Below are 12012 nucleotides of genomic sequence, written 5' to 3' on the forward strand. Positions count from 1 at the left end.
GACTCACAGCAATTTGCCCGGGTTCATCAGCCCGGCCGGATCCAGCGCCTGCTTGACGCGAGCCATCAACTCCAGCTCCAGCGGCGCCTTGTAGTGCTGCGCGGCCAGGCGCTTGGACTGGCCCAGGCCATGCTCGGCGCTGATGCTACCGGCATAACGCAGGGTCTGGTCGTAGATCACGCGCATGATCGCCTCGGCCTGCGCCTTGAACGCGACATCCTCGGCGCCGATTGGCTTGCTGATGTTGTAATGCAGGTTGCCGTCGCCGACGTGCCCGTAGGCCACGATGCGCACACCGGGGAAGGCCTGCTGCAGTGCGGCATCGGTACGTTCGATGAAGTCGGGAATACGGCTGACCGGCACGCTGATGTCGTGCTTGAGGCTCGGCCCCTCGTGGTTCTGCGCCTCCGAGATGCCTTCACGCAACGCCCACAAGGCGCGCACCTGCGCGTCGCTGGCGGCGACCACGGCATCCAGCGCCACGCCCTGTTCGAAGGCAGCACCGAGGCCCTCTTCCAGCAACTCGTTCAAGGGCGCGTTGGGCTGGGTGTCACTCAGCTCGATCAGTACATACCAGGGATGCGCATCGGCGAACGGATCGCTGACACCGGCGACATGACGCAGGACGAACTCGACGCTTTGCCGCGACATCAGCTCGAAGCCGGTCAGGCGGTCGCCGCACAGCCCGCGCATCTGCCCGATCAGCTCGACGGCCGCCTGCGGGCTGGGCAGCGCCACCCAGGCAGTGGTCAGGCTGCGCACGGCGGGGAACAGCTTGAGCACGGCGGCGGTGATGATGCCCAGGGTGCCCTCGCTGCCGATGAACAGGTGTTTGAGGTCGTAGCCGGTATTGTCCTTGCGCAATCCGCGCAGGCCGTCCCAGATGCGCCCATCGGGCAACACCACTTCCAGACCCAGGGTCAGGTCGCGCATGTTGCCGTAGCGCAGCACCGCGGTGCCGCCGGCATTGGTCGCCAGGTTGCCGCCGACCGTGCAGCTACCCTCGGCGCCCAGCGACAGCGGGAACAGCCGGCCGACTTCGGCGGCGGCCTCCTGTAGCTGCTGCAGGATCACCCCCGCTTCGACGGTGATAGTTTCATTGCCCACATCCACTGCGCGGATGCGCTTCATACGTGTCAGCGACAGCACGACCTGCGCGCCGCTGTCGTCCGGAATCGAGCCGCCGCACAGGCCGGTATTGCCGCCTTGTGGCACCAGGGCGACGCCGGCCTGCGCGCACAAACGCACCACGGCGGCAACTTCCTCGGTCGAAGCCGGGCGCAGCACGGCAGCCGCCTGGCCACGGTAGGCACCGCGCCAGTCGCTCAGGTAGCTCTGCATGCGCTCGGTGTCAGTGATCAGGCCAGCCTCGCCGACCGCCTCGCGCAATGCCTGGAGCAGAGCATCGGACAGGCCCGTCATCTCAGGTCACCGGCGCCGGATTGAACAGCACCAGATCGTTGTGCAGGCGCAGGTGCTCGGCGCAGGTCTGCTTGCGACCACTGGCCACGTCCAGGTAGAGCTGGAAGATATGCCAGCCCATTTGCTCCAACGTCATGCACCCGGAAACGATCTGCCCGGCGTCGACGTCGATCAGATCCGGCCAGCGTTCGGCCAGTTGCGTGCGTGTGGCCACCTTGATCACCGGCACCATGGACAGGCCATAAGGCGTACCACGCCCGGTGGTGAAGATGTGCAGGTTCATGCCCGCCGCCAATTGCAGGGTGCCGCAGATAAAGTCGCTGGCCGGCGTGGCGCAGAACCACAGGCCCTTGCCACGAATGCGCTCGCCCGGCGCGACCACGCCGGCAATCGGGCTGTTGCCGGACTTGGCGATGGAGCCCATGGCCTTCTCGACGATGTTGTTCAGCCCGCCTTTCTTGTTGCCCGGTGTGGTGTTGGCGCTGCGGTCGGCCATGCCGCGCTGCAGGTAGCGGTCGTACCAGTCCATCTCGCGGATCAGCGCATCGGCCACTTCGATGCTGGCGGCGCGCGGGGTGAGCAGGTGAATGCCGTCACGCACCTCGGTGTTCTCCGAGAACATCACGGTGGCGCCGGCGCGCACCAGCAAGTCGGCGGCCACGCCGAGCGCCGGGTTGGCGGTAATGCCGGAGAATGCATCGCTGCCGCCGCACTGCATGCCAACCACCAGCTCAGACGCCGGTACGGTCTCGCGTCGGCGCTGGTCGAGCACCTTCAGGCGTTCCTCGATCATGCCCATGATCTGCTCGACCATGCCGGTGAAGCCGGTGCCGGAGTCCTGCAGGCGGAACAGCCAGTCTTCCTCGTCCATGCCGTTGGTGAGCTGGTCACCATCCATCAACTGGCTGGCCTGCAGCTTCTCGCAGCCGAGGCTGATCACCAGCGCCTGGCCACCCAGGTTGGGGTTGCGGCTGATGTTGTACAGGGTGCGGATCGGCACCACCGCGTCCGGCGCGTTGATCGCTACGCCGCAGCCGTAGCTGTGCGACAGCGCTACTACGTCGTCGACGTTGGGGTACTTGGGCAGGACTTCCTTGCGCACGCGCTCGACCACGTGATCAAGCACGCCGACCACGCACTGCACGGTGGTGGTCACGCCGAGGATGTTGCGCGTACCGACGCTGCCGTCCGGGTTGCGGAAGCCCTCGAAGGTATAGCCTTCCAGCGGCTCGCCAGGTGCGGTCTTGAGGGTCGCCTTGGGCAGGTTGTCCAGCACCGGCGGCTCGGGCATGCGCAGCACCTGCTCAGTGACCCAGCTGCCGGCGGCGATGGCTTTGAGCGCATAGCCGATGACCTCGCCATAACGCACCACCTCGCCACCTTCGGCGATATCCACCAGCGCCACCTTGTGGCTCTGCGGGATGCCTTCAATGGCCGTCAGGCCGTCGTCGAACTGGCCGCCTGCGGCCACGCCCTGGTCATTGACCACCACGCCGACGTTGTCGCTCGGGTGCAGGCGGATGTAACGGGGCGAATCCTGATGGGGAATCAACTGCATGCTGCGTGCTCCTGTTGTGCGTTCAGGATGCCGAGCCGGACGTGGCGTCCAGCTCGACCCTGTGAATACGGCCGACGATCAAGCCGAAGCTCACGACCGCCAGCAGGGCATTGAGGCCGACATAGACCAATGCCCCATCGAAAGAACCGCTATGGCTGACCAGATAGCCGATGATGATCGGCGTGGTGACGGCCGCCAGGTTGCCGAAAGTGTTGAACAGCCCGCCGGATAGGCCAAGGATCTGCCGGGGCGAGGTGTCGGCCACCAGCGTCCAGCCCAGCGAGCCGAGCCCCTTGCCGAAGAACGCCAGGGCCATCAGTGCCACCACGGCGGCGTCGCTGTCGACGTAAATGCACAGCACCACCGCGCTCGACAGCAGCAGGCCGAGCACCATCGGCAGCTTGCGCGCCAGGGTCAGCGAGTGGCCGCGACGCAGCATGCCGTCGGACAGCAACCCGCCGAGCACGCCACCGATGCAGCCGCTGATGGCCGGCAGCGCAGCGGCGAAACCGGCGCCGAGGATGCTCATGCCACGCGCCTGCACCAGGTAGACCGGAAACCAGGTGAGAAAGAAGTAAGTAATGGCGTTGTTGCAGTACTGACCAAGGTAGATGCCGATCATCGTGCGCTGGCGCAGCAGCAGGCCCAGGTAGCGCCACTGCGCACCGCCGTTACCGCCGCGCTGCCCTTCCAGATCGATCAGCGCCCCGCCCCGTTCCAGGTGGGCCAGCTCGGCTGCGCCGATACGCGGGTGCTGACGCGGGCCGTGCAATTGCTTGAGCCAGACGAACGACAGCGCCAGACCGAGACAACCGAGCACGATAAATACCGACTGCCAACCCAGAGTTTGCACCACCCAGCCCATCAACGGTGCGAACAGCGCCGTGGCGGCGTACTGCGCCGAACTGGAAATGGCCGTGGCGGTGGCGCGCTCGGCGGTGGGAAACCAGGAAGCGGTGATCCGCGCATTGCCCGGAAAGCAGGGCGCGCTGGCAAAGCCCACCAGCAGCCGCAGCAAAAACATCGAGGTTACCGCCCAGGTGGTCGGCAGCCAGCCGACGAAGCCTTGCAGCAGGGTCAGCGCCGACCAGATGAACAACGCCAGGGTATACACCGGCTTGGTGCCGAAGCGGTCGAACAGCCAACCGCCGGGTATCTGGCCGATCACATAGGCCCAGCCGAACGCCGAGAAAATGTAGCCAAGCGTCACCGCATCGATGCCCAGGCCAGCCTGCATCGCCGAGCCGGCGACGGACAGACTGGAGCGATCGGCAAAGGTGATGGTGGTGACCAGAAACAGCATCAGCAGAATGCTGTAGCGCACACGACCCGGTTTGGCATCTGGCATCGGCAAGGCTCGTGAGACAACAGGAAAGGCTAAGCCCGTAGGTGAGCAGGACACCCGTAGGGCGGGCCGGGCGGCGCTCCGCTTCAGCCCACCGATTGTAGTCACGGTGGGCTAAAGCCCACCCTACAGGACTGCGGGCTTGGCTCAACGCACCAGGCAGGGCTTCTTGTTATTGAAGGTCCAGCCGGGGATCAGGTACTGCATGGCCACTGCGTCGTCGCGCGCGCCCAGACCTTTGGCCTGATACAGCTCGTGCGCCTTGGCCAATGCATCCCAATCCAGCTCGACGCCAAGACCCGGCGTTTTCGGCACCTGCACCAGGCCACCCTCGATACGCAGCGGGTTGCGCGTCAGGTACTGGCCGTCCTGCCAGATCCAGTGGGTATCGATGGCGGTGACTCGACCCGGCGCCGCAGCGGCGACGTGGGTGAACATGGCCAGGGAGATGTCGAAGTGGTTGTTGGAGTGCGAACCCCAGGTCAGGCCCCAGTCGTTGCACATCTGCGCCACGCGCACGGAACCGGCCATGGTCCAGAAGTGCGGGTCGGCCAGCGGGATGTCCACCGATTGCAGGGAGATGGTGTGGCCCATCTGCCGCCAGTCGGTGGCGATCATGTTGGTCGCGGTCGGCAGGCCGGTGGCGCGACGGAACTCGGCCATCACCTCACGACCGGAGTAACCGTTCTCGGCGCCGCACGGGTCTTCGGCATAGGCCAGCACGCCATGCAAGTCGCGGCACAGGGCGATGGCCTGATCCAGCGACCAGCCGCCATTGGGATCAAGCGTCACACGGGCATTGGGGAAGCGCGCGGCCAGGGCACGAATCGCCTCGACCTCGGCCTCGCCATGCAGCACGCCGCCCTTGAGTTTGAAATCGTTGAACCCATAGCGCGCGTGTGCGGCTTCGGCCTGGCGGACGATGGTTTCCGGGGTCATTGCGGTCTGGTTGCGCACGCGCTCCCAGGTGTCATCGGCATCGCGCTCGTCGCGGTAGCCGAGATCGGTCTTGTCCTTGTCACCGACGAAGAACAGATAACCGAGCATTTCCACCGCGTCGCGCTGCTGGCCTTCGCCAAGCAGGGCCGCCACCGGCACACCGAGGTGCTGACCGAGCAGGTCGAGCAGCGCCGACTCCAGCGCGGTAACGGCATGAATGGTGATGCGCAGGTCGAAGGTCTGCAGGCCGCGACCACCGGAATCACGATCGGCGAAGGCGCGGCGTACCTGATTGAGCAGCGCGTTGTAATTGCCGACCGGCTGGCCGACGAGGATCGAGCGGGCATCTTCGAGGGTCTTGCGAATGCCCTCGCCGCCGGGGACTTCGCCGACACCGACATGGCCGGCGCTGTCCTTGAGAATGAGGATGTTGCGGGTGAAGTAAGGGCCGTGGGCACCGCTCAGATTGAGCAGCATGCTGTCCTGACCGGCGACCGGTACGACTTGCAGCTCGGTGATCAGCGGAGTGCCGACAGCGGCAGGAATCTGTGAAGTCATGAGCGTTACCCTGTTGTTCTTGTGCGGGTTCGACAATGGTTCAGCGTCGTCGCGCCGGGCCTGCCGGCGCGCGACTGGGCCGCTCACCAAGGCGAGCGGCCATCTGCGGTGTTACTGCGCGCCTTGCGCTTCGACCAGCTTGGCCAGAGCTTCGTACTCTTCCGGCAGCAGATCGGTCAGCGGAGCACGTACCGGGCCGGCATCGTAACCGACGATCTTGGCACCGGCCTTGACGATGCTCACGGCATAGCCGGCCTTGCGGTTACGGATGTCCAGGTACGGCAGGAAGAAATCGTCGATCAGCTTGCCGACGGTGGCGTGATCTTCGGCAGCGATGGCCTTGTAGAACGCCATGGCGGTTTTCGGAATGAAGTTGAACACGGCCGAGGAATACACCGGTACACCCAGGGCCTTGTAGGCCGCTGCATAGACTTCAGCGGTCGGCAGGCCACCGAGGTAGGTCAGGCGCTCACCCAGGCGACGGCGGATCGACACCATCAGCTCGATGTCGCCCAGGCCGTCCTTGTAGCCGATCAGGTTCGGGCAACGCTCGGCGACCTGCTCCAGCAGGTTGGCGTTGAGGCGGCAGACGTTACGGTTGTAGACCACCACGCCGATCTTCACCGACTTGCACACCTGCTCGACGTGAGCGGCAACGCCGTCCTGCGAGGCTTCGGTCAGGTAGTGCGGCAACAGCAGCAGGCCCTTGGCGCCCAGACGCTCGGCTTCCTGTGCCATCTCGATGGCAACGCGGGTCGGGCCGCCAACGCCAGCCAGGATCGGTACGGACTTCTCGCAGGTGTCCACGGCAGTCTTGATCACGGCGCTGTACTCGTTCGGCGCCAGGGAGAAAAACTCACCGGTACCGCCAGCAGCGAACAGGGCGGAAGCACCGTAAGGCGCCAGCCACTCGAGGCGACGGACGTAGCCAGCCGGGTTGAAATCACCAGCGGCATCGAAGTCGGTCACCGGGAAAGACAGCAGACCAGAGGAGAGGATGGACTTCAGTTCTTGTGGATTCATTATGCGAACACCCTGTAAAGCGAGTTGTGAGAAATGACGTCAGCCGCAGCTGTAGAGATACGTTATCGTACAACAACAAAAAAAACACCAGTTTTTGCATTCGCCGTTCGTCGAAGCCTTCCGCTTAATCCCAACGCTCCGCGTGCGTCCCTGCGTTTTCAAGGGAAAGCCACATGCAGAGCAGCTTCTACCACAGCCGCCGAATGAATGGCAGCGCAATCATCGTCCACCAAAACAGCGTTGACAGCCTCGGATCGGGCTGGTACTAATTTCGCCAAGTCATACGACAACCTATGACATTCCAATAAAAACAAGCGAGGCCCAGGTCATGTCACCGACCTTCACTGCCACCCTGCCCTGCCATCGCCCGGCTCCTCACCGCGATGCCAGCAGCCAACTGACCAGCGCGTCCTGCGCAGGCTTCGTTGCCGTTTTTGTCCACGCCTTCACGTGCAGCAGCGAGGATCGTCTGCTGATCCCGGCGCACGACTGAACCGCCCCTTCGCCATTGCGGCCAAGGGCCGCGCCAGTTTTGGAGCCCCAGCCAAGATGTACGAAGCCTCCCGCCATAGCACGCCGCAGATCGTCGAGATGGAGGTCATTCCGGTTGCCGGGCATGACAGCATGCTGCTCAATCTGTGTGGCGCCCATGCACCCTATTTCACCCGCAATCTGGTATTGCTCAAGGACAATGCCGGCAACACCGGTTGCGGCGAAGTGCCGGGGGGCGAAGGGATCCGTCAGGCGCTGGAGCGCTGCCGCGAACGGGTGATCGGTCAGCCGATTGGCCGCTACAACCGCATTCTCAACAGCCTGCGCCAGGCCATCGCCGGCCCGGCCAAGGGTCCGCAGACCACCCAGCACCAGGTCACCTCGGAATCCGAAGCGCGCGTGCTCAAGCAGCCGCATGAGATCAACCTGCGCCTGGACAACGTGATCACCGCCGTCGAAGCCGCGCTGCTCGATCTGCTCGGCCAGCATCTGGGTGTGCCTGCCTGCGAACTGCTTGGCAGCGGCCAGCAACGCGATAGCGTGCCGATGCTCGCCTACCTCTTCTATATCGGTGATCGTCAGCGTACCGACCTGCCCTACCTTGCCGGCAAAGGCTCGGCCGACGACTGGTACCACCTGCGCCATCAGGCTGCAATAACACCGGAGGCCATCGCTCGGCTGGCCGAGGCAGCGCATGCGCGCTACGGCTTCAACGATTTCAAGCTCAAGGGCGGTGTGATGCGCGGCAGCGAGGAGATGGACGCGATCCGTGCAATCAAGGCGCGCTTCCCCAATGCGCGCGTCACCCTCGACCCCAATGGCGCCTGGTCGCTGGACGAGGCCATCGCCCTGTGCCAGGGCCAAGGTCATGTATTGGCCTACGCCGAAGACCCCTGCGGCCCCGAGAACGGTTATTCCGGCCGCGAGGTGATGGCCGAGTTCAAGCGCGCCACCGGCATTCCCACCGCTACCAACATGGTCGCCACCGACTGGCGGCAGATGGGCCACTCGCTGCGCCTGGAAGCCGTCGACATTCCGCTGGCCGACCCACACTTCTGGACCATGCAGGGCGCCGTGCGCCTCGGCCAGGTGTGCGAGGAGTTCGGCCTGACCTGGGGTTCGCATTCGAACAACCACTTCGACATTTCCCTGGCCATGTTCACCCATGCCGCTGCGGCCGTACCGGGCCGTGTCACCGCCATCGACACCCACTGGATCTGGCAGGAAGGCGAGGAGCGCCTGACTCGCGAACCGCTGCAGATCGTCGGCGGCCAGGTGCAGGTCTCGGACAAGCCCGGCCTGGGTATCGAGCCGGACATGGAGCGGATCATGGCCGCACACGAGCTTTACAAGAAGGTGGCCAACGGCGCGCGTGACGACGCCATGGCCATGCAGTACCTGGTTCCGGGTTGGCAATACGACCCGAAACGTCCCAGCCTCGGTCGTGACTGACTCACGCGACCTCAATCCCCCACCCGGAGCATTCCAATGAAAAAAACATTCCGCGCCTCCCTCCTCTCTGCCGTCGTCGGCATCGGTGCCCTGGTCAGCCACGCGGCTACCTTCGCCGATGAGGTCAACTGGCCGACTCGCCCGATCCAGGTGGTGGTCATCGCCAACCCCGGCGGCGACACCGACTTCAACGCCCGCATGATGGCCAAGTACTTCAACCAGATCACCGGCAAGACCATGGTGGTGACCAACGTCGCTGGCGGCGGCGGCACCCTGGCGGCCGAACAGGTCAAGGGCGCCGCACCGGATGGCAACACCATCCTCTTTACCCACCCGGGCCAGTTGATCGTCAACGAAGTCGCCGGACTGACCCAGGACAGCTATGAAACCTTCGATGTCGCCTGCATCGCCGGTGTCGATAAAAGCACCGTGTTCGTCGCCTCCAAGCAGGCTGGCGTCAACAACATGCAAGAGCTGATCGACAAGTCCAAGGCCAATCCGGGCAGCGTCACCTACGGCACCGAGATGGGCAGCTTCTCCCACCTGCAGGGCCTGATGCTGGAGAAACTGGCCGGCATCAAGCTGAAGATGGTCGATGGCGGCACCGTATCCGACCGCGTGGTCGGCATGCTCGGCGGTCGCCTGGGCATGGGTGCCATCACCTACGGCTCGGTGCAGGATTATGTTCAGGGCGGGCAGATGGTCGCGCTGGGCCAGCCTAACGCCGAGCGTAACCCGATGATCGGCGACGTACCGACCCTCAAGGAGCAAGGTCTGGATATCACCATGGACAAGCCGTACGTGGTCGCCTTCCCGAAAGGTACCGACCCGGCCATCGTCAAGAAGATGTCTGACCTGATGAAGCAGATCACCGAAGTGCCCGAGTACGCCGAGGATCTGAAGAAGTTCAAGCAGCCGGTCGCCTTCTACGCCACCGAAGATGCCAAGGCCATCCTGGCCAAGACCCGCAATGACTTCATGCAGTTCAAGGATGACCTGCGCAAGGCCAAGTAAGCCCCATAGTGCTGCCGCCCCGCCTGATGCGGGTCGGCAGTGCACCTCAGAACATCGAGGCATGCGATGAGCACCCTGAACAAGAAAGAACTGATCATCGGCGTCGCCATGCTGGCCGCCAGCATCGGCTACATGCTGATGAGCTACCAACTGCCTGGACACCAGGGCGTAGACGCCGCGACCGTTCCCGTCCTGCTTTCCGGCCTGCTGCTGTTGCTGGGCGTGATGCAACTGTTCAGCGCCTTTGCCAGCAAGCCAGTGCAGAGCACCGAAGCGTCCGCCCAACAAGCGGAGGAAGACGGCGAAGCAGCAGCACCTGAAATCGTCGAACCCAAGACGGTCATCAAGACCCTGGTTCTGATCCTCGCCTACATGGCCCTGCTCGGCCCGGTGGGTTTCCCGATCATGACCGCGCTGTACCTGTACCTGCAGTTCATCGTGCTGACGCCGGTGAACCAGAAAGTCCGTCACCTGACCTACGCCCTGATCGCCGTGATCAGCTCGGCCGTCATCTTCCTGCTGTTCCGCGAGGCCTTCGACCTGTTGCTGCCCGCTGGCCTGCTGAACAACTTCATCTGAGGATCGACCATGCTCGAATTACTGCAGCAAGGCTTCGGTGCCGTCTTCTCTGTCCATATCATGCTGCTGATGGCCATCGGCGTAGCCGTGGGTATCGTCTTCGGCGCGGTGCCCGGCTTGTCCGCCACCATGGCCGTGGCCCTGTGCCTGCCGCTGACCTTCACCATGGGCCCCCACGCGGGTCTGTCGCTGTTGGTGGCACTGTTCATCGGCGCCACCTCCGGAGGTCTGATCTCGGCGATCCTGTTGAAAATACCCGGTACACCCTCCTCCATCGCCACGGTCTTTGACGGTGGCCCGATGATGGAAAAAGGCGAAGGCGTGAAGGCGCTCGGCGTCGGTATCGTGTTCTCCTTCCTCGGTACCATCTTCAGCATCGTCGCGCTGATGTTCATCGCCCCGCAGTTGGCCAAGGTGGCACTGAGCTTCGGCCCGCATGAATACTTCGCCATCGCCGTGTTCTCCCTGACCCTGATCGCCACCCTGTCGGCCGGCTCCATGGTCAAGGGGCTGTTCGCCGGCGCGCTGGGTATCGCCGTGTCCACCGTTGGTATCGCCCCGGTCGAAGCCATCCGCCGCTTCACCTTCGATTTCAGCGAGCTCAACGGCGGCTTCTCCATGCTCACGGTGATGATCGGCATGTTCGCCGTGGCCGAAATCATCAAGGTCGCCGAAACCGGCCGCCATGCCGTGCAGGGCAAGGCCAAGTCGGTGAGCATGAAGAACATCAAGGGCTTCGGCTTCTCGCTCAAGGAGTTCCGCGAGCAACTGCCCAACGCTGGCCGCTCCGGCCTGATCGGCCTGGGCATCGGCATCCTGCCGGGCATTGGTGCAGGCACCTCCAACCTGGTGTCCTACATCATCGCCAAGAAGCGTGCGAAGGACGGCCACACCTACGGCAAGGGCAATATCGGTGGCGTGGTCGCCAGCGAGACCGCCAACAACGCCGGTATCGGTGGCGCCATGCTGCCGCTGATGACGTTGGGCATCCCCGGAGACACCGTTACCGCGATCATGCTCGGTGGCTTCCTGATCCACGGCATCCAGCCCGGTCCGCTGCTGTTCATCAGCCAGGGCCCGCTGGTGTACACCATCTTCGCCGCCCTGATCGTCGCCACCTTCATGATGCTGTTCATGGAGTTCTACGGCCTGCGCCTGTTCATCAAGCTGCTCGACGTGCCCAAGCACATCCTGCTGCCGATCATCCTGGTGCTGTGCGTAGTCGGTGCCTTCGGCCTGTCCAGCCGCCTGTTCGACGTCTGGTCGATCCTGCTGTTCGGTCTGCTCGGCTACGGTTTCGTCAAGGCAGGCATGCCGGCAGCGCCGTTCATCATCGGCTTCATCCTCGGGCCGATGGCAGAAACCAACCTGCGCCGTGGCCTGATGCTGTCGGATGGCAACTTCGCCGACTTCTTCACCAACCCCATCGCCGGCACCTTCCTTGGCCTGGCGCTGGCGTTCGTGCTTTGGCAGGTGTTCAGCGCGCTGCGTCCCAAACCCAGCGCGATCAACGAGATCCTGCGTACCTGATCCACCTCACCGCCCCCTCTGCTCAGGGGGCGGTTTCTTTTCCGTCCCGTTATCCCTCAAGCCCTCTAGAACGATGTCTACAGCGGCTTGAAGCAGATAA

At 64.0% G+C, this 12012-nt stretch carries 10 protein-coding genes; 5 read left to right on the top strand and 5 right to left on the bottom strand.

Translation table 11 applies throughout. From position 1 onward, the window contains the following. Positions 1 to 3 precede the first annotated feature (3 nt). The 5 genes from VC352_RS05865 to kdgD all read right to left on the bottom strand — a co-directional run bounded on the left by VC352_RS05865 (position 4) and on the right by kdgD (position 6845). Positions 4 to 1422, bottom strand: coding sequence for an FAD-binding oxidoreductase (locus VC352_RS05865; protein ID WP_322978639.1), 1419 nt, complete (start codon positions 1420 to 1422; stop codon positions 4 to 6). A gap of 1 nt (position 1423) precedes the next feature. Further along, positions 1424 to 2980, bottom strand: a complete 1557-nt coding sequence (gene garD / locus VC352_RS05870) for a galactarate dehydratase (protein WP_322978640.1) — start codon at positions 2978 to 2980, stop codon at positions 1424 to 1426. A 22-nt stretch (positions 2981 to 3002) separates the two neighbouring features. Further along, positions 3003 to 4328, bottom strand: coding sequence for an MFS transporter (locus VC352_RS05875; RefSeq protein WP_322978641.1), 1326 nt, complete (start codon positions 4326 to 4328; stop codon positions 3003 to 3005). 144 nt (positions 4329 to 4472) lie between these two features. Further along, positions 4473 to 5822, bottom strand: a complete 1350-nt coding sequence (gene gudD / locus VC352_RS05880) for a glucarate dehydratase (RefSeq protein WP_322978642.1) — start codon at positions 5820 to 5822, stop codon at positions 4473 to 4475. Positions 5823 to 5933: 111 nt separating this feature from the next. Continuing rightward, entirely contained in the window at positions 5934 to 6845 is a 912-nt protein-coding gene (kdgD, locus tag VC352_RS05885; RefSeq protein WP_322978643.1) for a 5-dehydro-4-deoxyglucarate dehydratase, read from the bottom strand. A gap of 328 nt (positions 6846 to 7173) precedes the next feature. Here kdgD and VC352_RS05890 point away from each other — a divergent pair, with 328 nt between their 5' ends. The 5 genes from VC352_RS05890 (at position 7174) to VC352_RS05910 (ending at position 11912) form a co-directional block, all read left to right on the top strand. Further along, positions 7174 to 7338 (top strand): hypothetical protein, encoded by a 165-nt coding sequence (locus VC352_RS05890; protein ID WP_322978644.1) that lies wholly within the window; start codon positions 7174 to 7176, stop codon positions 7336 to 7338. 56 nt (positions 7339 to 7394) lie between these two features. Further along, positions 7395 to 8789, top strand: a complete 1395-nt coding sequence (locus tag VC352_RS05895) for an enolase C-terminal domain-like protein (protein ID WP_322978645.1) — start codon at positions 7395 to 7397, stop codon at positions 8787 to 8789. 36 nt (positions 8790 to 8825) lie between these two features. Then, positions 8826 to 9803 (top strand): tripartite tricarboxylate transporter substrate binding protein, encoded by a 978-nt coding sequence (locus VC352_RS05900; RefSeq protein ID WP_322978646.1) that lies wholly within the window; start codon positions 8826 to 8828, stop codon positions 9801 to 9803. A 66-nt stretch (positions 9804 to 9869) separates the two neighbouring features. Next, positions 9870 to 10382 (top strand): tripartite tricarboxylate transporter TctB family protein, encoded by a 513-nt coding sequence (locus VC352_RS05905; RefSeq protein ID WP_322978647.1) that lies wholly within the window; start codon positions 9870 to 9872, stop codon positions 10380 to 10382. A 9-nt stretch (positions 10383 to 10391) separates the two neighbouring features. Then, on the top strand, positions 10392 to 11912 hold the full coding sequence (locus VC352_RS05910) for a tripartite tricarboxylate transporter permease (RefSeq protein ID WP_322978648.1): 1521 nt from the start codon (positions 10392 to 10394) through the stop codon (positions 11910 to 11912). Positions 11913 to 12012 lie beyond the last annotated feature (100 nt).

It is taken from the genome of Pseudomonas sp. C11, from assembly GCF_034683865.1.
Lineage (GTDB): Bacteria > Pseudomonadota > Gammaproteobacteria > Pseudomonadales > Pseudomonadaceae > Aquipseudomonas.

What these genes read in the sequence shown, in the direction of transcription:
- VC352_RS05865 (WP_322978639.1), bottom strand. Translation starts at nt 1,422, where the DNA reads ATGACGGGCCTGTCCGATGCTCTGCTCCAGGCATTGCGCGAGGCGGTC.
- garD (WP_322978640.1), bottom strand. Translation starts at nt 2,980, where the DNA reads ATGCAGTTGATTCCCCATCAGGATTCGCCCCGTTACATCCGCCTGCAC.
- VC352_RS05875 (WP_322978641.1), bottom strand. Translation starts at nt 4,328, where the DNA reads ATGCCAGATGCCAAACCGGGTCGTGTGCGCTACAGCATTCTGCTGATG.
- gudD (WP_322978642.1), bottom strand. Translation starts at nt 5,822, where the DNA reads ATGACTTCACAGATTCCTGCCGCTGTCGGCACTCCGCTGATCACCGAG.
- kdgD (WP_322978643.1), bottom strand. Translation starts at nt 6,845, where the DNA reads ATGAATCCACAAGAACTGAAGTCCATCCTCTCCTCTGGTCTGCTGTCT.
- VC352_RS05890 (WP_322978644.1), top strand. Translation starts at nt 7,174, where the DNA reads ATGTCACCGACCTTCACTGCCACCCTGCCCTGCCATCGCCCGGCTCCT.
- VC352_RS05895 (WP_322978645.1), top strand. Translation starts at nt 7,395, where the DNA reads ATGTACGAAGCCTCCCGCCATAGCACGCCGCAGATCGTCGAGATGGAG.
- VC352_RS05900 (WP_322978646.1), top strand. Translation starts at nt 8,826, where the DNA reads ATGAAAAAAACATTCCGCGCCTCCCTCCTCTCTGCCGTCGTCGGCATC.
- VC352_RS05905 (WP_322978647.1), top strand. Translation starts at nt 9,870, where the DNA reads ATGAGCACCCTGAACAAGAAAGAACTGATCATCGGCGTCGCCATGCTG.
- VC352_RS05910 (WP_322978648.1), top strand. Translation starts at nt 10,392, where the DNA reads ATGCTCGAATTACTGCAGCAAGGCTTCGGTGCCGTCTTCTCTGTCCAT.